Source organism: Rhodococcus sp. 05-2254-5, from assembly GCF_002258575.1.
Classification (GTDB): domain Bacteria; phylum Actinomycetota; class Actinomycetes; order Mycobacteriales; family Mycobacteriaceae; genus Rhodococcoides; species Rhodococcoides fascians.
The window spans coordinates 685,028-708,437 of sequence record NZ_NOZG01000007.1 but is presented as its reverse complement, the minus strand read 5'-3'; the positions used below and the strand labels follow the sequence as shown (position 1 = coordinate 708,437).

Sequence of the window (23,410 nt, the reverse complement as noted above, 5' to 3'; positions counted from 1 at the left end):
TGGACAACATCCACGTCGCGTCACGTGACCCTGACACCGCGGAGCGCACATGAACACCAGTGAGCAGAACCACCTGGTCGGTCGCCGGAGCACCGTCGCCGCAGGGGACGGCACCACGCTCGCAGTGCGCGAGTTCGGACGGCCCGATGCGGCTCTGACCGTGGTGTTTGTCCATGGACACTGCCTGCGGATGCAGTCGTGGACCGAGCTGCGCACCCACGTCGAGGATGTCTGGGGCGAGAACACGCGAATCGTTCTGTACGACCACCGCGGCCACGGCGAATCCGGTGCCGCAACGCCCGACAGCTGCACCATCGATCAGCTCGGCGAGGACCTGGCCGACGTGATCCGCGCTGTCGTACCGGTCGGGCCGTTCGTTCTGATCGGCCACTCGATGGGCGGCATGACGGCGCTCTCCTACGCGCGTCAGTACCCGGATGCCGTCGGCTCGCGCCTCGTCGGGGTCGGGTTGATCGCGACGTCCGCAGGCGGGATCACCGACGACGGGCTCGGTAGCTGCCTCGCGCATCCGGCCGTGTCGGCGTTTCAGGCAGCTGTTCGACGGGCCCCTCGACTGATGTCGGGTGCCAAGAGGCTCAGTCGCGGGGTGTGCGCGCCCATCGTCAGGACGGCGGGATGCGGCTCCCACAAAGTCAGCCCGCGGGTGGTCACTCTGGCGACGGCGATGCTCGGCGACACGTCCATCGTGACGATGGCCGGCTTCCTCGGCGCGTTCCGCGGACTCGACGAAGTGGCCGGTCTGGCCGCGCTGGCCTCGATTCCCACGCTGGTGCTGTGCGGTTCGGACGACCTGATGACGCCGATGCGACACTCGGAAACCCTTGCATCCCACCTGCCCGATGCACGGTTGGTACGTATCGCGCAGGCCGGACACATGGTGATTCTCGAACGAGCACACGAGGTGGCGGACGCCATCGTCGAACTCGTGACGGCAGCTCGGCGAGCTCACGTGGGGGATCTCGCCTTGGCTCGCTAGACCTTTCGACGACTGTGGCCCGCACCGGATATCCGATGCGGGCCACAGCACTGTTGTCGAGGCGGTGTTACTTCTTCACTGCGGGAGGAGCGTTGAGCAGCTGGATGAACTGTCCGGCGTTACCGATGACTGCGCCGAGGCCACCGGCGGAGGTGCCGGCGAGCGATCCGATGGCACCGAGGGCGATTGCGCCGATGACGCAGCCGCCGATGGGGCCTGCTCCGAGAAGAGTCGCGACCGGTGCGGTCACGACGACTCCGGTGATGATTCCGAGGATGCATCCGCCGACGATTCCGGTTGCAGCACCGAGGAATCCACCGACGGAGGCGGTGAGGCTGAGGTTGTCCTTGACGCCTGCGACTGCGGCGGGCAGGTCGACCTGCTGCAGGCCGGGAAGGGAGGTGGAGACCGGGGTTGCCGCGGCAGGCGAGACATCAGCGGTCAGAGTGGCGTGGTTGCCGTCGATGTCGGCAGCGACGGGGTGCGAGAATCCGTCGGCGGCGATGGCGAGCGGTACGGAGTCGACGAGTGCGCCGTTGGCGTCACGGACGACCAGGTGGTTGTCTTCGTTGCTCAGGGTGCCGGCCGTCGTGTCGACGAGGACCTGGTTGCCGGCCTGGGTGACGTTCCACCCGACGGCAGCGGCGGGAGCCGGGGCCGGATCCGCATAGGCGGTGCCCATGGCGGTCGTCATCGCTGCAATGACCAATGCGGACGTTGCCGCGAATCGAGTCAGCTTCATGTTCCTCAGTCTTTCGTCGTGTCCATCTCTCGATACCGAGCAGCGAAAAGCTATGGGCACAACGAGCGTGAAGAGCGAACCGAAGATGAACGAGAGGGGTCGAACCGAACAACGATCGATCGCATCAACGCGAAAGGGACAGAACGACTTTCAGCGACCGATCGGTTCGTAAAGGACGCGCAGGGTTTGCCCCTACTTACCGAAAAGACCAGGCTTGTTGCTGCCTCCGTGGCCCACTCCGAAGTCGTAGGCGGACTCGGCGTGCTCGTGCTCGTCCAGGCCGTCGGCCTCGTGCTGCGCGTCGGCGCGCACGCCCATGACGGCCTTGATTGCGAACGCGATAGCGGTGGTGACGACTGCCGTGTACGCGAACACCGCCACGACGGCGATGGCTTGCACCCAGAGTTGATGCAGACCGCCGCCGTACAACAAACCGTCCTTGCCCGCCGGCATCTGCGCACTGGCGACGAGTCCGATCATCAGCGTTCCGACGACACCGCCGACGAGATGCACACCGACGACGTCGAGTGAATCGTCGTAGCCGAAGCGATATTTGATGCCGATCGCCAACGCGCACAACGCACCCGAGACGATGCCGATCGCGGCTGCACCGATCGGTGTGACGGCAGTACACGACGGCGTGATCGCGACGAGTCCGGCCACCACTCCGGACGCCGCGCCGAACGACGTCGCGTGCCCGTCCCGCCATTTCTCGACGACGAGCCACGCCGCCATCGACAGCGCGCCCGCGCCCATCGTGTTCACCAGCGCCACTGCGGCGACGCCGTCGGCCGCCAACGACGAGCCCGCGTTGAAACCGAACCAGCCGAACCAGAGCAGTCCGGCTCCGAGCATGACGGCCGGAAGATTGTGCGGACGCATGGGATCTCGCGGCCACCCGCTCCGCTTGCCGACCACGAGGGCCAGCACCAGCCCGGCCACACCCGCGTTGATCTCCACGGCAGTGCCACCGGCGAAGTCGATCGCGCCGAGCCTGTTGGTGATCCACCCGCCGAACTCACTGGTGAGCCCGTCGAGCGAGAAAACCCAGTGCGCCACAGGGAAATACACCAGCGTGGACCACAGGGCCGCGAACAGCACCCACGGCACGAAACGCATCCGGTCTGCGACGGCACCGGAGATCAGCGCGACCGTCACCATGGCAAATCCTGCCTGGAACGCTGCGAACACCAACGCCGGAACGGTCCCCACCAACGGAATCGACACCGTGCCCGCCGCCGAGGTGTACACGCCGCCGAGCAAACCCTCGAAACCGGCGTACTGCAACGGGTTTCCGATCCAGCCGCCGATCACGTTGTCGCCGAACACCATCGAGAACCCGAACACCAACCACAGCAACCACACGACGGCGATGGCCGACAGGCTCATCATCATCATGTTCAGCACGCTCTTCGAGCGCACCATGCCGCCGTAGAAGAAGGCCAGGCCCGGCGTCATCAGCAAGACCAGCGCGGTGCTCGCCAGCAACCAGGCCGTGTCGCCCGCGTCGGGCGCTCCGTTGATCACTTGCCCACGAATTTCGGTGCGCGCTTCTCGGCTCGCGCGCGGCGCGCTTCCTTCATGTCCGCACTGCTCCACGCGGCCTCGAATGCCGCGCGCTGTGCGGGCGTCGGATCGTCGTGCGCGCCGTCGTCGTTGAACACCAGCTTGAGGTGTCGCAGCGCCAGGGGTGCGAGGGCAGTGATCGAGTGCGCCCACTGCACGGCAACATCGCGATCGCCGAGCTTGTTGGCCAGACCGCATGCATACGCCTGATCGGCGTGCACCCGTTCGCCGCCGAGAAGGATCGTGCGCGCCACGCCGCCGCCGGCCAATGCCGCCAGCCGCTTGATCGTCCAGTTGCTCACTGCGATTCCTAGACGCGTGGAGGGAATCTCGAAGAATGCCCCGGGTGCGACCACCCGCAGGTCGCAGGCAATGGCCAACTGCGTCCCCGCTCCGACGGCAGGCCCGTTGATCGCCGCCACGACGGGAACGGACACTCGCTCGATGGCGGTGAGCATGCCTTCCAGCGTTTCGCCGAACGCGTCGGGAAACGCATCTCCGGTCAGGTCGGCACCGGCACAGAAGCTACTGCCCTGTCCGGTGATCACCACGACCCGCGCGCCGTCGGCATCCGCCTGCTCGACTTCGCGTCGTAGCGCGACACAGAGATCCGTGCTCAGCGCATTGCGCTTGTCCGGTCGCTGCAATTCCAGGATGACGACATCGCCGTCACGAGTGTGTCCGATCACGCCGAGCAGGTTACCGGCTGGTAGCCGCGGTCACAGGGCGGGGCCTGATCTACTGATACTCGTGATCGACACTCGGGTTGCTGTCATCGGTGCCGGCCAGGCCGGGCTCTCGGCCGGCTACCACCTCAGGCGGGCCGGACTTGCCGCAGGTGCGGGCTTCGTCATGCTCGACCGCTCCCCCGGACCTGGCGGTGCCTGGCAGTTCCGGTGGCCGTCGCTGACGCTCAGCACCGTCAACGGCGTGCACGATCTGCCCGGGATGCCGTTCGCCGACACGCTGGGAGACGAGCCACCCGAATCTATCGCGGCAGCCGACGCGGTTCCCCGCTACTACCGCGCGTACGAGGAACGGTTCGAACTGCATGTCCGACGCCCCGTCACGGTGACCGTCGTGTGCGACCGCGAACCACTCTTTCGGGTCGAGGCCGGGGACACGGTCGTCATGGCCGAGGGCCTCATCAATGCGACCGGAACGTGGGAGAAACCGTTCGTTCCGCACTACGACGGAGCCGAGTCCTTCACCGGTAGACAACTGCACACCAAGGACTACCGAACCGCGGACGAGTTCGCCGGCAAACACGTCGTCGTGGTCGGCGGCGGAATCTCGGCCGTGCAGCTACTCGACGAGATCTCGCAGGTGACCACCACAACATGGGTGACGCGTCGACCACCGGTGTTCCGGGACAGCCAATTCGACCACGACGCCGGACGCAAAGCCGTCGCCATGGTCGAGGAGCGAGTGCGAGCGGGTCTGCCGCCGGGCTCGGTCGTCTCGGTGACCGGTCTGTTGCTCACCCCGTCGCTGGCTGCCGCACGCGAACGTGGCGCTCTCGAACGCAAGCCGATGTTCTCCTCGATCACCGCCGATTCCGTTGTCTGGGAGGACGGTTCGACCCAGCACGCCGACGTGATCCTGTGGGCCACCGGATTCCGCAGCGCCCTCGATCACCTTGCCCCGCTGCGACTGCGCGGGCACGGCGGCGGAATTGTCATGGACGGCCGGCTGACCACCCGGGTGGCCGCGAACCATCGCGTCCACCTGCTGGGGTACGGCCCGTCCGCGAGCACGATCGGGGCGAACCGGGCCGGGCGAGCAGCGGTGACGGAGTTGCTCGAGACTCTGGGTTAACCCAGCTGCTCGACGACGAACTTGGCCAGGGAGCCGAGACGCGCACGGCCCGGCATCGACGTCGGAACGCCCAACGCATCCAACGGGGCCGACGTCACCGGCCCCACGCAGATCGCGGCGACGGGGCCTCGAAGTGCGGCGAGGAAGGCGTCGAGCATGCCGTTGTCCTTGGCCGTCGACAGCAGCGAGGCGACGGCGGGAGCGCTCGTGAACGTCACTGCGTCCACTCGATGCTCGATGATCTGTGCCAACAAGTCGATCAGCGGGGCCTGATCGACGGGGCGGATCCAGCGGTACACCGGGATCGGTCGCACATGCGCACCGAGTTCGCTCAGAGCGTCGCTCAGGTGAATCGTCGGTTCCCATTCGGTGATGACGCCGTGCAGTTGCACGGCAATGTCGGCACCGGAAATGCCCTGGGCAGCAAAATGATCGGCGACTTCCTGCGATGCTTCGGTGGCGGGCGACCATTCATCACGCAGCCCGGCCCCCCGGATCGCACCACGCGCTTTGGGGCCACGCGCAATGATTCGCGTGTGCCCGAGCGCTGCCAGGAGGTCGTCGCGCACACCCCATTCGGCCGCCGCGTCGAGCCAGCCACGGAAGCCGATACCCGTGCTGATCACCACGATCTGCGGGGGACGATCGACGATGCCCTCGGTAGCCGACTTCAGCTCCGAGTCGTCGATCAGGGGCAGAACGTGAATCGCCGCGGCGTGAACGATGTTCGCGCCGCGGCGTTCGAGCATGGTGGCCAATTCGTCTGCACGCCGCTCGGCGGTGAGGGCAACGGTCTTGCCTGCGAGCGGTTCCGACATGGGTACAGACTAGGCCCCCATGTGCGCGCTGTGCCCGCGGTCGTTCCGCAGGCTCCACTCCGGACTTCGTAGTCCACTACGAAGTTCCACTCACATGGCGGGTCAGCTGCTGAACTTGTCCGGGTCCGGGCCGGTGCGGCCGTCGGCGGTGTCCAGAGCGTTGATCTGCTGAATCTCGTCGTTGCTCAGCTCGAAGCCGAACACGTCGAAGTTGCTCGCGATCCGCTCCGGGGTGACCGACTTGGGGATCACGACGTTGCCGAGCTGGATGTGCCAGCGCAGAATCACCTGCGCCGGGGTGACGCCGTGTGCCTCGGCGATGGGCGCGAAGGCCGGGTCGTCCAGCACGGTGCCGGAGCCGAGCGGGCTCCACGCCTCGGTAGCGATGCCCTTCGAGGTATGGAAAGCGCGCAGTTCTTCCTGGATGAAGCGCGGATGCAGCTCGATCTGGTTGACCGACGGGACCTCACCGACGGCGTCAATCAGCTTCTCGAGCGTGGGGATGGTGAAGTTGGAGACGCCGATCGAACCGATGCGGCCGTCCGACTTCAGCTTCTGGAACGCCTTGAACGTGTCGATGTACTTGTCGCGATCGAGCTGCTGCCAGTGAATCAGGTACAGGTCGAGGTACTCGAGGCCCAGACGATCCATGCTGGCGTCGAAGGCCTTCAGGGTGGAGTCGTAGCCCTGATCGTCGTTCCACAGCTTCGTGGTGACGAACAGTTCGTCGCGCGCGATGCCGGACTCCGCGATGGCCTTGCCGGTGCCGGCCTCGTTCTCGTACACCTTTGCGGTATCGATGCTGCGGTATCCGACCTTCAGCGCCTCGGACACTGCGGCCTGGGCACCGTCGTCGGGAACCTGCCACACACCGAACCCGAGCTGGGGAATCGACGTGCCGTCGTTGAGCACGATGGTCGGGACAGTACTGGTCTCGGCTGAATACGTCATACGAATGCCAACGGACGGCGCTGTGAATCTGTTCCCGGTCCCGGGGATACTGGTCCGGTGACTGCCACGCTCCGCATCGACGATCTGGCCGCCTTTCACGGCGATCGAACCCTGTTCTCCGGCCTCGATCTGACGGTGGCCGAGGGCGATGTGATCGGGTTGGTCGGTGCGAACGGTGCCGGTAAATCGACGCTGTTGACGCTGCTGGCGGGCGTGGGAACGGCCGATCACGAGGGTGAGATCTACACCAGCCCGCCCGACGCGACCGTCGGGTATCTGGCGCAGGAGCCCGAGCGCATCGCCGGGGAGACGGTGTTGGATTTCCTCGGCCGGCGGACCGGGGTCACTTCGGCCGAAGCTTCTATGAACGCAGCCGCCGAGGCGTTGGGTGGCAGCGACTCCGGTCACTCCGCAGGCTCCGCTCCTGCCGACGAGGACCTCTACACCCCTGCGCTCGAGAAGTGGCTGGCGCTCGGCGGTGCCGACCTGGCGGAGCGGACGGCGAAGGTACTCGCGGATCTGGGCCTCGATGTCGACGGCGGCGCATTCATGACGGATCTATCGGGCGGGCAGGCCGCCCGAGCCGGGCTCGCCGCGATTCTCCTCGCGCGCTACGACGTTCTTCTGCTCGACGAGCCCACCAACGACCTGGACCTCGCGGGCCTCGAGCAACTCGAACAATTCGTCGTCGCGACGCGGGCGGCCATCGTCGTCGTCAGTCACGATCGCGAGTTTCTGGCCCGGACGGTGACGGGAGTCGTCGAGCTCGATCGGGCGCAGCGTCGCATCGATGTGTACGACGGCAACTACCAGTCCTATCTCGCGGAACGAGAAATTGCGCGCCAGCATGCACGGGAGAAGTACGACGAGTTCGCAGACACCAAGTCGGCGTTGGAGTCTCGCGCGCAGATGCAGCGGAACTGGATGGAATCGGGCGTCCGCAATGCGCGACGCAAGGCCACCGACAACGACAAGATCGCCCGCAAGACCCGCGCCGAGTCGACCGAAAAGCAAGCCGCGAAAGCTCGTCAGACACAGCGCCGCATCGAGCGACTCGAGGTGGTCGAGGAACCCCGTAAGGAATGGGAACTGCGGATGGAGATCGCGGCGGCTCCTCGCAGCGGGACCGTTGTCGCGGTGTTGGGCGGCGCTCTCGTACGCCGATCGGAGTTCACCTTCGGTCCGGTGACGACGCAGATCGACTGGGGCGATCGCATCCTCATCACCGGACCCAACGGCTCCGGCAAGACGACGTTGCTCTCGGTACTGCTGGGCCGGTTGACGCCGGACGAGGGAACGGCATCACTGGGTTCGGGTGTGGCGATCGGCGAAGTCGACCAGGCACGAGCCTATTTCGTCGGCGACGGAACAGTGTCCGACGCCTTGAGTGCAGCAGTTCCCGAGTGGCCCGACGCCGAGGTCCGCACACTGTTGGCCAAGTTCGGGCTGCGCGGCGACGACGCGCTGCGGCCGGCTTCGTCCCTGTCGCCGGGTGAGCGAACCCGTGCGGCACTCGCATTGCTACAGGCCCGCGGCGTGAACCTGCTGGTGCTGGACGAGCCCACCAACCACCTCGACCTGCCCGCCATCGAACAACTCGAACGCGCGATGGAAAACTTCGAGGGCACCCTGTTGCTGGTGACACACGATCGCCGCATGCTCGACACCGTTCGCAGCACTCGTCACTGGACGATGAACGATGGGCAGCTGAGCGAGAAGTAGGTCGCGCTGAATCGGGTGCAGCTGACCGCGGTGAGCGCGGCTAGCTGCACCCGATTTTCGTCAACTGAGAAGAATTTCGTTCACCTCGGCGGCGGGAAGCATCGGCAACGTGTGATGCGTGGCTCCGTCGAGTATCACCGTCCGCGCTGCAGGCAGGGCGGTTCGGACCGCCGATTCGATCCGAGCGGCATTGTGCACCTTGCCATTCCCTGCCAGCACCACGGTTGTCGCTACACCGAAGTTCGCGAACGTAGCAGGATTCGGCCGTTTCGGAACAATGGTTTTTGTGGTCGGAGCATGCGCGGCTCCCAGAGCAAGTACGTCGAGCCAATCCGGATCCAACTGCGCGTCATCGGTTTCCCATCGGACGAAAGCACGCTGCCGTTTCTCGTTGGGAGACAGCAGTATCGGTAGGGCGTGCAGCAGGTAGCGCGGACTCATGGAGCCGAAGCATGCGCTGGGATCGAGTAGCGTCAGCGCATCGACGCGGCTCTCGTTGCGCAAAGTGTACGCCAGAGCGATCATCGCGCCGTAGGAATGGCCGCACAGTGCCACAGCTCGAAGGCCCAGTTCATCCAGCACCGCCGTCACCCAGTTCAGCAGCTCGTCCACGGAGTCGACGGACTGCTCACCGGGAACACTGCGCCCGACGTCGCCCATGAGGTCGACCGCGTACACCCGATATCGCTGCGAGAGCGCCTCGACGTTGGCGAACCACACGGTGGACGTGGCACCCGCCCCAGGCAGCAACACCAGCGCCGGACCGTCGACGGGCCCGCAAGCGTTGATTCGTGTGGCACCGTGCACCGTGTTCACGTCGATGGCTTGGGTATCCGCCGGCCACTTCTGCAGCACCCGGTCGTAGGCGGAGAAGAATTCGTCCAGCGTCACTGCAACCCTCCATTCTCTCGATGATCGAGATAGTAGACAATGGAGAGACATCTCGTCCAGCATCTCCCGAGGGATCAGCACATGACCGAGCCCGCCTCTACCGTCCATCAGCTACGCGCACTGACGGTCGACCTCGATCTTCTGGGCGCAGAATTCGCCCAGCGTCACGCGCTCCACCCGACGGATATCCGGGCGCTGATCTGTCTCCTCGACGCGGACCGAGCCGGAACGCGTGCCACACCCGGCTGGCTCGGCGGACAGCTGGGTCTGGAATCCGCGTCGATCACTGCCCTGATCGATCGAATGACCAAGCGTGACTTGGTGTTACGCGAACCCGACCCGTCCGACCGCAGGCGAGTACTGCTGCACGTGACTGCGCACGCGTCGGAACTCGGGACAACGTTCTTCGGCCCCGTCATCGGCCAGGCCGTCGACGAGCTCGCCCGCTTCACGCCAGAGCAGCGGGCAACGATCGATGAGTTTCTGACCACGATGCGCGCCATCGTCGCCTCCACTCGGGAGCAGCAGACACCGTAGACAAATCAGCAGTTTTGTTATTAACGGTTGACACATCGTTGGGTTTATACAACACTTCATTGTCATGAGCCCCGTCAAGCGCGGTACCGCGCTCCCGATCTACAACAGGGTGGGTGTTCTGCGGGCAGAACGAAAGATGAGCCGCGCGCAACTGGCCGAACTCGTCGGAGTGAATCCCCAGACGGTGGGAGCCCTCGAACGAGGCGACCACTACCCGAGCTTGGACCTCGCGATGCGCATCTGCGACGTCTTCGATCTGCCGATCGAAGCGGTGTTCTCACGCACCGAACTCGGACCACTCTCGGCCGAACTCTTCCGAAAGGAAAAGGATCGATGAACACTGGTCCCAGCATCTTCAGCAGATATCAGGAAGCCCGGACGAGAGTATTCCTGGAGAACGAAAAGACCTATGCGAATTGGCTACCGGGACTGCGACCCCAGAAACGACGCCGAGCCTTCGTTGCGTTCCTTCTGGTACTGCTCGCGGCATCTGCGGGATTCGCACTCTCGGAACCGGTGTTCGACTGGGCGATCGGATCCTGGGGGATCTGCTACATCGTGTTCACGTTCGCGGCAATCGTCCTCGGCATCGTGTCGAATCGGCGCGCCGAAGCCCCCGTGGATGCGCTCGACGAGCTCGAAGTCCAGCTCCGCAACGAAGCCCGATCCATCGGCCTGACGGTTACTCAAGCGTTGGGCACCGCTGCCGCGGCGTACCTGTTCCTCGGATCAATTTTCGGGGCAACGAATTTCGGGATCTCCGGCGGCGCACTGATGCTGACCGCATTGAGCGCTGGAGGGGCCACCCCCGCAATGCTTCTCGCGTGGACTACTCCGGACTACGACCCAGAGGACGGCTGAGACCATGACCCCGCAACCCGACATCCTCACCCGCTATCAGGCCTATCGCACCCGGCGATTCCTCGAGAACGACGCCAACACGAGACACTGGCTTCCGAAATGGCGCACGCAACATCGACGCCGCATTCTCGCCATCGCAGTGATGGCTGCCGACATGACGTTCCTCGTCATAAGCATCTCGACGCTGTTCTTCTCGTGGGCCGCAATCGCCTGGATTCCCGCCGCACTCATCTTCATACCGATCTGGACCGCTCTACAAACGGTCTCCGGCCGCCACAGCGATGCACCCGTCGGAGCACTGGACGAATGGGAAGTACAGCAGCGCAACGAAGCTCGATCCATCGGCCTCACCGTCACGCAGGGGTTGGTCATGGCTGCGGCCTTCGCGCTGATCGTCCTGTCCACGACCTTTCCGGACCTCCCCCGTCTCGCCTACGCCGGCGGCGGATGGACTCTCGCAGCCTTGATGATCGGAATATCGACCCCGGCAATCATTCTCGCGTGGATAACCCCTGACCCCGAACCAGAAGACACCGAAGAGTTCGAACAGCAGTAACGACCGAAAGGGCACCATGAGCACCCTCACGATCGACTCCGTCTCCAAGAGATACGGCGACAAGATCGCCTTGGACAACCTGAGTTTCGACGTCCGGCCGGGCGAACTGTTCGGCTTCGTCGGCAGCAACGGCGCGGGCAAGACCACCACGATGCGCATCGCGCTGGGCGTGCTGTCGGCAGATTCCGGCCAGGTTCTGTTGGGCGGCAAGCCCGTCGACCTCGACGTTCGCCGCACCATCGGTTACATGCCGGAGGAACGCGGGCTGTACCCGAAGATGAAGGTCGGCCCGCAATTGGCGTACATGGCCGAGCTACACGGCCTCTCGTCGAGGGATGCCAAAGCCGCAGTGATTCGCTGGACCGAACGCCTCGGCATCGACGAGCGAGTGAACGACACCGTCGACGCACTGAGCCTGGGGAATCAGCAGCGCGTGCAGTTGGCAGCCGCGCTGGTGCACGACCCCGCAGTGCTCGTGCTGGACGAACCGTTCTCCGGCCTCGACCCGATCGCCGTCGATGTCATGAGCGAGGTACTGCGCGAAAAGGCCGCTGCCGGAGTGCCGGTGGTGTTCTCGAGCCACCAACTCGATCTGGTGCAACGCCTGTGCGACCGCGTCGGCATCATCGCCGCCGGCTCGATGAAAGCCGTCGGTACCGTCGACGAACTACGCGGATCAGGAGATTCGCACCTGCACGTCCACGCACCGAACGCTGCGCCCGGATGGGCGTCGGGCATCGCCGGAGTGAGCACACTCGGGCACAGCGACGGCGTCACCGTTCTCGGGCTGGCACCGGGAGCCGATGATCAAGAAGTCCTGCGGGCCGCTCTCGCGACCGGACCGGTCCACGAATTCTCGATCCAGAAACCTTCCCTGAGCGACCTGTTCCGAGAGGCGGTAGTGGCATGAGCTCACAACTGAATTCCTTCAGCGCGGTCTCACTGATCGCCAAGCGCGAGTTCACCGTTCAGGTGATGAAGAAGAGCTTCGTCATCAGCAACGTGATCATCCTGGCCGTCATCGTCGGCGGCATCATCGCGTTCTCGATCTTCTCCGGCAGCGGCGACGAGGAACGCGACGTGATCGGCGTCGCCGGAGATCAGTCGATCGCGGCTGTATTGGAGGCGACCGGCGACGCCGTCGGAAGTCCCGTCGAAGTCCGTGACGTTGCCGACGCGGCGGCCGCGCGCAGTGGCGTCGAATCCGGGGATCTCGACGTGGCGTTGGTTCCGGACGGCAACGCAGGCGCATACACCGCCGTCACCGAGTCCGATCTGACCGGCACGTTGCGCGCCGTCGTCGAGGGCAGTGTCGCGACGCAGGCCACGAATGCTGCACTGGCGCAACAGGGTGTCGACCAGAACGAGCTCGGGGCAGCGACGAGTGCCGCCACGGTCACCGTCGACGCGATCGATCCGCCCGACCCCGAGGCCGGTCAGCGGACCGCCCTGGCCCTGTCGGCCGTGTTCCTGTTGTACGCACAGATCATCGGCTTCGGCATGTACGTCGCGATGGGCGTCGTCGAAGAAAAGTCCTCGCGCGTGGTCGAACTGCTGCTCTCCACCGTTCGCCCCCTGCAGTTGCTCTGGGGCAAGATTCTGGGCATCGGTGCGGTCGGCATCCTGCAGCTCGCTCTGTACGGAATCGCCGGTGTGGGAGCAGGATTGGGCACAGGCGTACTCACCGTCACCGGTGCCGCGGTGAGTGTCTTCGCGGCCACACTCGCGTGGTTCATTCTCGGCTTCGCGTTCTTCGCGGTGCTGTACGCAGCGGGCGGATCCATGGTCTCGCGGCAGGAGGACGTGAACTCGACGACCATGCCACTGCTGATCCTGATCATGGCCATGTTCTTCGCGGCCTTCTATTCCGTCAGCGATCCGGAGAGCACTCTCGCCAACACGCTGAGCTGGGTTCCTCCGTTCTCCGCGATCATGATGCCGCTGCGGATTGCGGCCGGCGTGACCTCGCCGGTGCAGATCGTCGGCTCGGCGGTCCTGATGATCGTCACCACCGCGATTCTGGCCATGGGCGCGGCGAAGATCTATCAGCGCTCCATTCTCCGGATCGGCAAGACCGTCTCGTGGAAGGAAGCTTTCGCTCGATAGAGTTCGCGCCATGAGCCCACGGACATCCGCCGCCGAGATTCTCGATTCCGTTCTCGACGGCGGATCGTTCGTGTCGTGGGACTCCACGCCCGTGGACGTCCATCCTGGGGAGTCCTACCTGAAGGATCTGGCCAAGGCTCGCGAGAAGAGTGGCGTCGACGAATCGGTGTTGACCGGCGAGGGCACCATCGACGGCCGACGCGTCGCGTTCATCGCCTGCGAGTTCGCGTTTCTCGCCGGATCGATCGGAGTCGCGGCGGCCGAGCGCATCACCTCCGCAATCGAGCGCGCCACTGCAGAGGGCCTGCCACTCATTGCCTCCCCCACCTCCGGTGGCACGCGCATGCAGGAGGGAACGTTGGCCTTCGTGCAGATGGTCAAGATCGCCTCGGCCGTCACCGCACACAAAGCGGCGCACCTGCCGTATGTGGTGTATCTCCGCAATCCGACGACGGGAGGCGTTTTCGCATCCTGGGGTTCACTGGCCCACGTCACCATCGCCGAACCCGAGGCCCTCATCGGGTTCCTCGGCCCGCGGGTGTATCAGGCCCTGTACGACAAGCCATTTCCCGATGGCGTCCAGACCGCCGAGAATTTGTACCAGCACGGTGTCATCGACGGTGTGGTGCCGGTCGAGCAATTGCGTCACTTGCTGATCCGCACGCTGCGAGTGATCGTCGACGCATCCGTGTGGACGGACGTTCCCGAAGTCGAACGTACGAGCATTCCCCAGCAATCGGCCTGGCACTCGGTGCAGTCGTCGCGCCGCGCCGATCGTCCAGGGATTCGGCAGATCATCGAACATGCTGCGGCCGAACATGTTCCGCTCAGCGGCACCGGCCAGGGCGAGGCCGACACCTCGATCCTGTTGTCCCTGTGCCGCATTCGCGGTGTCTCCTGCGTGCTGTTCGGCAACGACCGAAGCAGCAGCACCGCCACGGCAACAATGGGCCCGGCAGCACTACGAGAAGCTCGCCGCGGCATGCGCCTGGCCGAGGAACTCCGGCTACCTCTGGTGCTCGTCATCGACACATTCGGCGCAGCGCTGTCCAAAGAAGCCGAGGAGGGTGGTCTCGCTCCCGAGATCGCGCGGTCGATCTCCGACCTGGTCACCGTGAACACCCCGACGGTGTCGGTACTACTGGGCCAGGGCACCGGCGGCGGAGCACTCGCACTGCTGCCCGCGGACCGCGTCCTGTGTGCCCAGAATGCCTGGCTCGCACCGCTTCCACCCGAGGGAGCCAGCGCAATCGTGCACCGCGACACCGCCCATGCACCGGACATGGCCGAGGCTCAGGGCATCAGGTCAATCGACCTGCTGCGAGACGGCATCGTCGACGCCATCGTTCCCGAACTCCCCGATGCAGCCGACGAACCGGCCGCGTTCTCCGGTCGCATCGCCGATGCCATTGTCCGCGAACTACGCGAGCTGTCGACCCTCGAAGCGGCAGCTCGGACGAGTGCGCGACTCGGCCGCTACCGCACTCTCGGAGTCGCCTTGTGAGTGGAAACTCGACCCCTGCTACGAGACCGGAGTGGAGCCTGCGGAACGACCGCAGGCTCCGCCGTGCACGTGCGAGGTCACGAGCGCTACTACGTCGCCCGCACGCAGGTCGGCTGGCAACTCGACCGGACTGACGCAACTGCGCCCCGGACCGTGCACGTCGACCTTGACCACCGGACCCACCGAGTGCCGGTTGACCACTACTGCCTGCAGCAGATCACCGAACTCCGCATCGACGCCCACCTCGCCTGCAATGACCGACCGCACGCGAGTGATCAGAATCCGACCCCACTGCACCGGAGTGCCCTCGGCATCGGCCACATCCTCGAGCGCGACGCCGTCGACGGTGATGCGGCCGCACACACAGTGAGTGTTCGCCGGCCAGAGCGCTGGATCGCACCGCGACACGTAGGCGGCACCGAGAGACGGAAGAATGTCCACAAGAGTCATGAGAAGAAGTCTTGCGCCGGGCGGTGGCGTCGAACAGGGGTGTTGACGCAATCTTGACGCCCCGGCCGTGAATCTTGACGGCGTGTGGGCACCGTTGCACATTCCGACCGCCGGTCGACGGGATTCCGCCGGTCGTCGCCGGTAGTGCGCAACCCGGCCCGGACCACCCCACCTCGAACTACGCTCGCAGACATGAGTGGCGAGTATCGGCAGGCGTTCGACAGCAGCATCGAGAACCGCGAGGACTTCTGGCTGGCGGCCGCGTCGGGAGTCGACTGGGACACCCCTCCCACCACGGCGTTCGACGGTTCGCGCTGGTTTCCCGGAGCCCGCCTGAACACCTGCGTCAACGCTCTGGACCGGCACGTCGATGCCGGGCACGGTGACCGGACCGCGTTGATCTACGACTCTGCGATGCTCGGACTCACGCGCAGCTACACGTATGCCGCACTACTCGATCAGGTCGCTCGATTCGCCGGGGTACTGCGCGCACAGGGCGTCGGACCGGGCGACCGCGTGGTCATCTATCTGCCGATGATTCCCGAGGCCGTCATCGCGATGCTCGCGTGTGCGCGACTCGGCGCAGTGCACTCGGTGGTGTTCGGCGGATTCGCCGCCAAAGAACTCGCAGCCCGCATCGACGACGCCGAGCCGGTACTGCTGATCACCGCGAGCGGTGGGTTCGAGCCGGGTCGCGTTATCGAATATCTGCCGTTGGTGCAGCGCGCCCTGACGATCACGACCGCGAACACACCGGCCGTGATCGTGAAATCACGAGAGGGCATTCCCGGCGAACACGAGTGGCTGGATTGGGACAACCTCATCGCCGACGCATCCGCCGCACAACCGGTTTCGATGGCGGCGACGGATCCGCTGTACATCCTCTACACGTCGGGTACGACGGGCAAGCCCAAGGGCGTGGTGCGCGACAACGGCGGTCATGCCGTCGCGTTGACGTGGTCGATGCGCAACATCTACGACGTGAATGCCGGTCAGGTGATGTGGACGGCCTCCGACGTCGGGTGGGTGGTGGGACACTCGTACATCGTCTACGGCCCGCTGTTCGCCGGTGCCACAACGGTTCTCTACGAGGGCAAGCCCGTCGGGACTCCCGATGCAGGCGCGTTCTGGCGGGTGATTCAGGACCACGGTGTGCGGGCCCTGTTCACCGCACCGACCGCGCTACGCGCCATTCGCAAGGTCGATCCGCACGCCGCCGAGCTCGAGAAATACGACACGTCCTCGCTCGAGACACTGTTCGTCGCCGGTGAACGCCTCGATCCCGATACGTACGAGTGGATTTCACGCACCCTCGATCGACCCGTCGTCGACCATTGGTGGCAGACCGAGACCGGGTGGGCCATCTGCGCCAACCTTCGCGGGCTGGAACCACTTCCGATCAAACCCGGATCGCCGACCGTGCCGGTACCGGGATTTCAGGTCGGTATCCTCGACGCGTCCGGTAATCCCGTGGACGCAGGCTCGGAGGGCAACATCGTCGTGCAGCTGCCACTGCCGCCCGGTGCACTGGTCGGACTGTGGAACGACGAATCACGTTTCCAGCGTTCGTATCTCGATACTTTCCCCGGTTACTACCTCACCGGCGACTCCGGTTACATCGACGCCGACGGTTACGTCTACGTACTCGGTCGCAGCGACGACGTCATCAATGTCGCCGGCCACCGCCTGTCCACCGGGTCGATGGAGGCGGTGCTCGCGGGCCATCCCGCCGTCGCCGAATGCGCCGTCATCGGTATCCACGACGACCTCAAAGGCCAGCGTCCCAGCGGATACGTGGTTCTCAAGGCCGGCGAGAACATCTCCGAGGAGCAATTGCGTACCGAACTGGTGGCCATGGTCCGCGATCAAATCGGTGCACTGGCGACCTTCCGCGATGTGACGATCGTCGGAGCTCTGCCGAAAACCCGCTCGGGCAAGATACTCCGAAAGACGATGCGACAGATCGTCGCCGGTGAGCAGTACGGGGTCCCGTCGACCATCGAGGATCCCGCGGTCCTCGATGCACTGGAGAAGCTACTCGGCAGATAGGCGGAAACAGGCGCAACCATGGCCGAAACCCGCGCGCCATGGGGCACTCCCGCACGATAGCGTCCTCGGCATGACAGATCTCGACACCCGCCCCGCCGTCGACTGGCTCGCCCTCGGTGCGGTCACCGTCACGGTGATCTCGTGGGCCTCGGCCTTCGTCGCCATCCGCGGCGTCGGCGAATCGTTCGGTGCCGGCCCACTCGCTCTGGGCAGGCTCCTCATCGGATCGTGCGCACTCGGCGCGATCGTGTTGATCAGGAGACAGTGGGTCAAGCCGAACCGCACGCAGTGGTTACAGATCGCCAGCGTCGGCGTGTTCTGGTTCGGCGTTTACAACGTCGCCCTCAACGCCGCCGAGCAACGTGTAGACGCCGGAACGACGTCGATGATCATTCAGATCGGCCCTATCCTGGTGGCCCTGTTCGCCGGTCTGCTTCTGGGCGAGGGCTTTCCGAAGTGGTTGGTGATCGGTGCCGGTATCGCGTTCGCCGGTGCTGTCATGGTCGGCGTCGTCACCGCCGTCACCACCACCTCGACCACCAGGACGGACGCCGACTTCCTCGGCATCGCACTGTGTCTCGTATCCGCAGTGACCTATGCGATCGGAGTACTCAGCCAGAAGCCGGTACTGCGCACGGTCCCCGGCCTGCAGGTCACCTGGATGGCCTGCACCATCGGCGCGGTCTGCACACTCCCGTTCGCGCCTGCTCTGCTCGACGACCTGTCCACCGCCTCGGCCGGAGCCACCGGCGGATTGGTCTACCTCGGCCTGGTTCCCACCGCGCTGGCGTTCAGCACCTGGGCCTACGCGTTGACGAGAATGAACGCAGGCAAGCTCGGCATCACCACGTATGCGGTGCCGCCGATCACCATCACTCTGGCCTGGTTGTTGCTCGGCGAGATACCGCACATTCTCGCCGTCGTCGGCGGTGTCATCTGCCTCGTCGGGGTCGGATTGTCCCGCAGGAAATAGCAGCCGTTACAGCGCCTTGAACCGAGCAATAGCAACCTCACGCTCGTGCTTGTGGTCGACGATCGGATCCACGTACTCCTTGGGTCGGCCGAACTTCAACGTGTGCACGGCTTTTCCCTCCTCACCGCGTAGCTCCGGCACCCAGCGCCGGACGTAATCGCCCGTCGGATCGAATTTCTCACCTTGGGTGATCGGGTTGAACACCCGAAAGTACGGCGAGGCGTCGGTACCGGTGCCCGCGGTCCACTGCCAACCGTGCTGGTTGTTGGCCAGATCCCCGTCGACGAGATGCTGCATGAAATAGCGGGCACCTCGCCACCACGGCAGGTGCAGGTCCTTGACGAGGAACGACGCAACGATCATCCGCACCCGGTTGTGCATCCACTTCTCCGAGTTCAGTTGCCGCATACCGGCATCGACGATCGGAAAGCCGGTCTCGCCCTTGCACCAGGCCTCGAACAGCTCGTCGGCGTGCTTGCCCGAGTCCAGTTCGATCTTGTCGAACTTCTTGACGTAGTTCTCGCGCGCACTGTCGGGGCGCTGAAACAGGATGTCGGCGTAGAAGTCTCGCCAGCAGATCTGCCGCCGATACGCGGCAGCACCCTCGTTGCGGAGCTTGCCCAGGTCGGCCAGCATGGTTCGCGGGTGAATGGTGCCGTACTTCAGATGCACCGACATCCGGCTCGTCGAATCGAGGTCGGGGCGGTTGCGTTCGTCGTCGTACTTCGAGACGTCGTCGAGAAAGTCTTTCCACTGCGCCAGTGCGGCCTTCTCCCCTGCATCGGCGTCGGAGGTCTCCTTCTCGCTCGGAACTTTCGCCCTCTTCACGCCTTTCACGTCGTCGGGGTCGATCCACGTCACGGTTTTCGCGGACGTATCGGCTGGTCCACGCCAACCGTGTTCCATCCACTGCCGCGAGTACGGCGTGAACACCTTGTACGGCTCACCGTCGTCCTTGGTGATTCGTCCGGGCGCAACGGCATACGGCGACCCGGTCTCGACCAGCGTCACCTTCTCGCCGACGCGCTGGTCCCGCTCCCGGCCGTACGGACCGTAATCGGCGCTGATGTGGACCTCGTCGGCGTCGATTGCCTTCGCCACCTTCGGCACCACCGTCTCGGGTTCGCCGTGCACCACCATCAGTCTGCCGTCGAGCTGCTCGTTCAGTGCCTCGAGCGACCGGAACAGGAAGTCCTTGCGCGGACCGCCGGAGGGCTTCAGCAATCGGTCGTCCAGTACGAAGAGCCCCAGTACCGGATCCCCGGACTCGGCAGCGGCGGTGAGGGTGGGCAGATCCCCCAGTCGGAGATCACGGCGAAACCAAACGAGCGACATGCCGTCAGTCTTACCCAACCCGGCTACGAGCAACCCCCATCGCTGTTTCGGGGATTCTCAGAGAATCGCCAATCCATGCTCACCGACGCCGCAACATCGCCCCCTACCTTGGGAAATACGCCGATCAGCCGCGAGCAGAGGAGAGAACATCATGACGAACATCCGCCCCTTCCCCGGTGCCCTCTCCCTCGTCGAGAGCACCTGCACGTTCGAGAAGTACTACGAGCAGCTCTATGCCAAGGCACCCGCCCTCGCCTGGACCCTCGACGCCGACGTCGATCGCCGCACGGCCCTGGAAGAATTCTTTGCCAAGACGCCCGAGGAGCGGCGTACCACCGTAGACAGCTGGGTTGCCTAGCATTGGGAGGTGACCGAATCGCCGAGCACCCCCGCCACCGTCCTCGTCGTCGACGATGACACCGATGTGTTGTCGTCGTTGCAGCGCGGCCTGCGCCTGTCCGGCTTCACGGTCATCACGGCGTCGGACGGGGCCGAGGCGCTCGGCGTGGTGTCGCGCACCTCGCCCGATGCGATCGTGCTGGACATCAACATGCCGGTGCTCGACGGCGCAAGCGTCGTGACTGCGTTGCGCGCCATGGGGAACGACATTCCGATCTGTGTTCTCAGCGCCCGCAGCTCCGTGGACGATCGCATCGCGGGTCTCGAATCCGGTGCCGACGATTACCTCACCAAACCGTTCGTGCTCGCCGAGCTGGTGGCCCGCATCCGGGCCATGCTCCGACGGCGCGGCACCAGTCCTGTCCTTCCGGCAGCCGATCCCGGGCTCCCCAATTCGGCTGTCGCCGTGGGCACTTTGGTTGTCGACATCGCGGGGTACCGAGTGCACCGCGGCGGCGTCGACATCGATCTCACGAAGCGCGAGTTCGAGTTGCTGGCCATTCTTGCGCGCAACAAGGGCGTCGTACTGACGCGCGAGCGACTCCTCGAATTGGTCTGGGGATACGACTTCGTCGCCGACACCAACGTCGTCGACGTGTTCGTCGGCTATCTACGCCGCAAACTCGAGAGCGACGGCTCGCCGCGCATCCTGCACACCGTCCGCGGAGTGGGCTTCGTCGTGCGGGAGTCGGTATGAGTTTCTCACTTCGCGCCCGGGTCGCGGCGGCGACTGCCCTCGGTGCCACCCTCGTCGTGGCGGCCCTGGCCGTGGTGACGTCGGTGGCCATTTCCCGCAACAACGTCAACCAGCTCGACGAGCGTCTGACGACGGCATCGCAGGTGCTGGTCCCGAACTCGTCGACGCTGGAAGCCTTCATCGATCAGCTGTCCGGAGCGTTCGCTGTCACCATTCGCAGCGGAGACATCGTCGTCGCCTCGACTCCTACGCGGTTGCCCGCCCTCGACACCGGTTCTCAGACAGTGGATGTGGACGGTCAGCGGTTTCGGGTCTACACCGCGACCTCGACCGTGGTCTCGTCCGTGTCCATCTCCATCGGTGTCCCGGCCATCGAGGCGCAGCAGGTGACCGACGAGCAACAGAGACAGGTGATCCTGCTGGGGCTGGCTGCGGTCGCCGTGTCGACGGGCCTGGGTTGGCTGTTCGGAGGACGTGCCGTCAGACCGCTGGTGACGCTGACGCGGCAGGTCAGCGCTCAGCCTCCGTCGGCGCCGCAGACCCGAACCGGAGTCACCGAGGCCGACGAGCTCGCGGTCGCGATCGGGGGCATGCTCACCCGACTGAACGAGGCACAGGAACGCACCAATGCTGCCCTGGACACGGCACGCGATTTTGCGGCCGTGTCGGCCCACGAGCTGCGCACCCCGTTGACGGCGATGCGTACCGACATCGAAGTGCTGCGCACCCTCGACCTCGAGCGCGCGCAGCAACAAGAAATTCTGACCGACCTCGAGCGCACTCAGGGCCGAGTCGAGACGACCCTGACCGCGCTCGAACGATTGGCGTCGGGTGAATTGTCCAGCGAGGGCGACCGGGTCGAGACCGACATCATCGACATCTGCGACGTCGCCGCGCAGGATGCGCAGCGTCAGCACCCGGGTCTGGACGTTCGGGTGGAGTCGGAACCGGAGTGCGAGATCACGATTCGCGCACTACCCACCGGAGTTCGACTCGCGGTGGACAACGCGATCGGCAACGCCGTCCGGCACGGCGGGGCGAGCACCGTCGTCATTCGCGTCGAGCGCGCGGACGCGCTGGTCCGAATCCTGATCGACGACAACGGATCCGGCGTTCCGGTGGACGAACGCGAGTTGGTGTTCGGACGCTTCGAGCGCGGAGCCGGAGCCGCGAAGGGCGGCTCCGGCCTCGGTCTCGCGCTGGTGGCCCAGCAGGCCGAATTGCACGGTGGCCGCGCATATCTGGCAGACAGCCCCCTCGGGGGCGCCCGATTGGTGCTCGAGCTACAGGACCGCTGACGAGAGATCTGCTACTTGACGTCGAGCAGATCGATGACGAAGACGAGCGTCTTGCCGGACAGACGGTGACCTGCGCCGGCGGGGCCGTACGCGAGCTCCGGCGGGATGGTGAGCTGGCGGCGTCCGCCGACCTTCATCCCGGGGATGCCGTCCTGCCAGCCCTGAATGAGACCACGGAGCGGGAACTGGATGGACTCGCCGCGGTTCCAGGACGAGTCGAACTCCTCGCCGGTGTCGAACTCGACGCCGACGTAGTGCACCTCTACGTTTCCGCCCGGTACTGCCTCTGCGCCGTCACCTTCGACGAGGTCGACCGTCACCAGATCCAACGGTGCCGGTCCGGCTTGAAATTCGATCACTGGCTTCGTCACTGAAGTCTCCTGCGGTTGTGCCGGCCCGCCGACGCCGACTGCGGTGTTCTGGGCATGGTCGGCACCGATTTTACGTCGTCACGGTCAGCCGATCGGAGCTGGCATCAACATCGTCTTGTATTCGCAGGTCAGCGTATTGCCGGTTGCGGGGTCGGACATCTCGACCTTCCAGGTGTCGGCGAACTGGTTCACACCGGGGTGCATCGAGATGGTGCCGGAGATCAACACGGTTCCACGGGTGAACAGTCCACGGCCGGCGAGCACGTCGAGCCAGTAGTGCGGAGCGAGAAGATCACCGAGTGTTCCGGTCTGAATTGCGACGCCGTCCGCCCACGCGGTCAAGGTGATCTCGTCCAGCCGATCGGCGACCTCCGACAGACGCCACGCGCCGGTGCCGAGCACATCGGGTGCCGCGTTCTTGCTCCATGCGACACTGTGCACCTCCAGGTCACGGTCAGTGTGATCGCAGGCGACCGTCAGTAGCACGTCGTCGATGGTGTCGCCCAGGATCACCAGCGCCCACTCGGCCTCGCCCGACGTACGGCCGTGCTGGACGGCAACGGCGTCCGTCTGCTGCGCCAGGTATGGCGAAATCGGATACAGCGCGGGCGTCACCGTCGGGGCAGGGACGCCCAGTTCGGCCAGCTCCGCGATGTGCGACGCCACCTCCTCCTGGTTGCGTCCGGCGTACCCGGCGTTGAGCAAGGCCTTCACCTCGACCGATTCGGATGTGCCGTCGGGCAGCGTGAATGTGAGCATCAGTAAGGAC

The 23,410-nt window shown here is 65.1% G+C and carries 25 protein-coding genes; 15 read left to right on the top strand and 10 right to left on the bottom strand.

Annotated elements, in window-relative coordinates:
- Positions 1 to 49: 49 nt before the first annotated feature.
- Positions 50 to 997, top strand: coding sequence for an alpha/beta fold hydrolase (locus CH278_RS08650; RefSeq protein WP_094621631.1), 948 nt, complete (start codon positions 50 to 52; stop codon positions 995 to 997).
- Positions 998 to 1,064: 67 nt separating this feature from the next.
- Here CH278_RS08650 and CH278_RS08645 read toward each other — a convergent pair whose 3' ends face one another.
- The 3 genes from CH278_RS08645 to CH278_RS08635 all read right to left on the bottom strand — a co-directional run bounded on the left by CH278_RS08645 (position 1,065) and on the right by CH278_RS08635 (position 3,994).
- Entirely contained in the window at positions 1,065 to 1,739 is a 675-nt protein-coding gene (locus tag CH278_RS08645; RefSeq protein WP_027495954.1) for a hypothetical protein, read from the bottom strand.
- 192 nt (positions 1,740 to 1,931) lie between these two features.
- Positions 1,932 to 3,266 carry an ammonium transporter gene (locus CH278_RS08640; RefSeq protein ID WP_094621630.1) on the bottom strand — a complete coding sequence of 445 codons (1,335 nt, stop codon included), beginning with the start codon at positions 3,264 to 3,266 and terminating at the stop codon, positions 1,932 to 1,934.
- A complete protein-coding gene (locus CH278_RS08635) occupies positions 3,263 to 3,994 on the bottom strand; it encodes an enoyl-CoA hydratase (protein WP_094621629.1) in 732 nt (243 codons plus the stop codon). Before CH278_RS08635 ends, CH278_RS08640 begins: the two co-directional genes overlap by 4 nt.
- Positions 3,995 to 4,049: 55 nt before the next feature.
- Here CH278_RS08635 and CH278_RS08630 point away from each other — a divergent pair, with 55 nt between their 5' ends.
- Entirely contained in the window at positions 4,050 to 5,123 is a 1,074-nt protein-coding gene (locus CH278_RS08630) for an NAD(P)-binding domain-containing protein (RefSeq protein WP_032388670.1), read from the top strand.
- On the opposite strand, the gene CH278_RS08625 is transcribed toward CH278_RS08630, so the two are convergent.
- Complete coding sequence (locus CH278_RS08625; RefSeq protein WP_094621628.1) at positions 5,120 to 5,941, bottom strand: uroporphyrinogen-III synthase; 822 nt, start codon at positions 5,939 to 5,941, stop codon at positions 5,120 to 5,122. The genes CH278_RS08630 and CH278_RS08625 overlap by 4 nt on opposite strands.
- 102 nt (positions 5,942 to 6,043) lie before the next feature.
- On the bottom strand, positions 6,044 to 6,892 hold the full coding sequence (locus CH278_RS08620) for an aldo/keto reductase (RefSeq protein WP_048319627.1): 849 nt from the start codon (positions 6,890 to 6,892) through the stop codon (positions 6,044 to 6,046).
- A 57-nt stretch (positions 6,893 to 6,949) separates the two neighbouring features.
- On the opposite strand from CH278_RS08620, the gene CH278_RS08615 reads away from it, so the two are divergent.
- The gene (locus CH278_RS08615; RefSeq protein WP_094621627.1) at positions 6,950 to 8,614 is read left to right on the top strand and encodes an ABC-F family ATP-binding cassette domain-containing protein; all 1,665 of its coding nucleotides are present in this window, start codon (positions 6,950 to 6,952) and stop codon (positions 8,612 to 8,614) included.
- 60 nt (positions 8,615 to 8,674) lie between these two features.
- Here CH278_RS08615 and CH278_RS08610 read toward each other — a convergent pair whose 3' ends face one another.
- Positions 8,675 to 9,556, bottom strand: coding sequence for an alpha/beta fold hydrolase (locus CH278_RS08610; protein WP_052053173.1), 882 nt, complete (start codon positions 9,554 to 9,556; stop codon positions 8,675 to 8,677).
- 30 nt (positions 9,557 to 9,586) lie between these two features.
- Here CH278_RS08610 and CH278_RS08605 point away from each other — a divergent pair, with 30 nt between their 5' ends.
- The 7 genes from CH278_RS08605 (at position 9,587) to CH278_RS08575 (ending at position 15,069) form a co-directional block, all read left to right on the top strand.
- The gene (locus CH278_RS08605; protein WP_094621626.1) at positions 9,587 to 10,042 is read left to right on the top strand and encodes a MarR family winged helix-turn-helix transcriptional regulator; all 456 of its coding nucleotides are present in this window, start codon (positions 9,587 to 9,589) and stop codon (positions 10,040 to 10,042) included.
- Between the two features lie 64 nt (positions 10,043 to 10,106).
- On the top strand, positions 10,107 to 10,379 hold the full coding sequence (locus CH278_RS08600; protein WP_094621625.1) for a helix-turn-helix transcriptional regulator: 273 nt from the start codon (positions 10,107 to 10,109) through the stop codon (positions 10,377 to 10,379).
- Positions 10,376 to 10,903: a hypothetical protein gene (locus tag CH278_RS08595; RefSeq protein WP_027495944.1), complete on the top strand. Its 528-nt coding sequence runs from the start codon at positions 10,376 to 10,378 to the stop codon at positions 10,901 to 10,903. The genes CH278_RS08600 and CH278_RS08595 overlap by 4 nt, the downstream gene beginning before the upstream one ends.
- Positions 10,904 to 10,907: 4 nt before the next feature.
- Positions 10,908 to 11,459, top strand: a complete 552-nt coding sequence (locus CH278_RS08590) for a hypothetical protein (RefSeq protein WP_027495943.1) — start codon at positions 10,908 to 10,910, stop codon at positions 11,457 to 11,459.
- 16 nt (positions 11,460 to 11,475) lie between these two features.
- Complete coding sequence (locus CH278_RS08585; RefSeq protein ID WP_032365903.1) at positions 11,476 to 12,369, top strand: ABC transporter ATP-binding protein; 894 nt, start codon at positions 11,476 to 11,478, stop codon at positions 12,367 to 12,369.
- Positions 12,366 to 13,565, top strand: a complete 1,200-nt coding sequence (locus tag CH278_RS08580; protein WP_032390771.1) for an ABC transporter permease — start codon at positions 12,366 to 12,368, stop codon at positions 13,563 to 13,565. The genes CH278_RS08585 and CH278_RS08580 overlap by 4 nt, the downstream gene beginning before the upstream one ends.
- Before the next feature lie 10 nt (positions 13,566 to 13,575).
- Positions 13,576 to 15,069, top strand: coding sequence for a carboxyl transferase domain-containing protein (locus CH278_RS08575; RefSeq protein WP_094621624.1), 1,494 nt, complete (start codon positions 13,576 to 13,578; stop codon positions 15,067 to 15,069).
- A gap of 18 nt (positions 15,070 to 15,087) precedes the next feature.
- Here the strand turns inward: CH278_RS08575 and CH278_RS28215 are convergent, their stop codons facing one another.
- Positions 15,088 to 15,519 (bottom strand): hypothetical protein, encoded by a 432-nt coding sequence (locus CH278_RS28215; RefSeq protein WP_032365900.1) that lies wholly within the window; start codon positions 15,517 to 15,519, stop codon positions 15,088 to 15,090.
- A 192-nt stretch (positions 15,520 to 15,711) separates the two neighbouring features.
- Between CH278_RS28215 and CH278_RS08565 the strand changes: the two genes are divergently transcribed.
- Together CH278_RS08565 and CH278_RS08560 are read left to right on the top strand one after the other, a co-directional pair.
- Positions 15,712 to 17,568: a propionyl-CoA synthetase gene (locus CH278_RS08565; protein WP_094621623.1), complete on the top strand. Its 1,857-nt coding sequence runs from the start codon at positions 15,712 to 15,714 to the stop codon at positions 17,566 to 17,568.
- Between the two features lie 70 nt (positions 17,569 to 17,638).
- Positions 17,639 to 18,541 carry a DMT family transporter gene (locus tag CH278_RS08560; protein ID WP_048319362.1) on the top strand — a complete coding sequence of 301 codons (903 nt, stop codon included), beginning with the start codon at positions 17,639 to 17,641 and terminating at the stop codon, positions 18,539 to 18,541.
- 6 nt (positions 18,542 to 18,547) lie between these two features.
- Here the strand turns inward: CH278_RS08560 and CH278_RS08555 are convergent, their stop codons facing one another.
- A complete protein-coding gene (locus CH278_RS08555; protein WP_094621622.1) occupies positions 18,548 to 19,876 on the bottom strand; it encodes a cryptochrome/photolyase family protein in 1,329 nt (442 codons plus the stop codon).
- Positions 19,877 to 20,027: 151 nt separating this feature from the next.
- On the opposite strand from CH278_RS08555, the gene CH278_RS08550 reads away from it, so the two are divergent.
- From CH278_RS08550 to CH278_RS08540, 3 genes are read left to right on the top strand one after another with little or no spacing between them, the layout of a single operon-like run.
- Complete coding sequence (locus CH278_RS08550) at positions 20,028 to 20,234, top strand: hypothetical protein (RefSeq protein ID WP_032365896.1); 207 nt, start codon at positions 20,028 to 20,030, stop codon at positions 20,232 to 20,234.
- 9 nt (positions 20,235 to 20,243) lie between these two features.
- Positions 20,244 to 20,972 carry a response regulator transcription factor gene (locus tag CH278_RS08545; RefSeq protein ID WP_057473699.1) on the top strand — a complete coding sequence of 243 codons (729 nt, stop codon included), beginning with the start codon at positions 20,244 to 20,246 and terminating at the stop codon, positions 20,970 to 20,972.
- Positions 20,969 to 22,270, top strand: coding sequence for a sensor histidine kinase (locus tag CH278_RS08540; RefSeq protein WP_094621621.1), 1,302 nt, complete (start codon positions 20,969 to 20,971; stop codon positions 22,268 to 22,270). Before CH278_RS08545 ends, CH278_RS08540 begins: the two co-directional genes overlap by 4 nt.
- A gap of 11 nt (positions 22,271 to 22,281) precedes the next feature.
- Here the strand turns inward: CH278_RS08540 and CH278_RS08535 are convergent, their stop codons facing one another.
- Both CH278_RS08535 and CH278_RS08530 read right to left on the bottom strand, forming a co-directional pair.
- Positions 22,282 to 22,641: an FKBP-type peptidyl-prolyl cis-trans isomerase gene (locus CH278_RS08535; protein WP_027495932.1), complete on the bottom strand. Its 360-nt coding sequence runs from the start codon at positions 22,639 to 22,641 to the stop codon at positions 22,282 to 22,284.
- A gap of 84 nt (positions 22,642 to 22,725) precedes the next feature.
- Positions 22,726 to 23,400, bottom strand: a complete 675-nt coding sequence (locus CH278_RS08530; RefSeq protein WP_094621620.1) for a DUF2848 domain-containing protein — start codon at positions 23,398 to 23,400, stop codon at positions 22,726 to 22,728.
- Positions 23,401 to 23,410 lie beyond the last annotated feature (10 nt).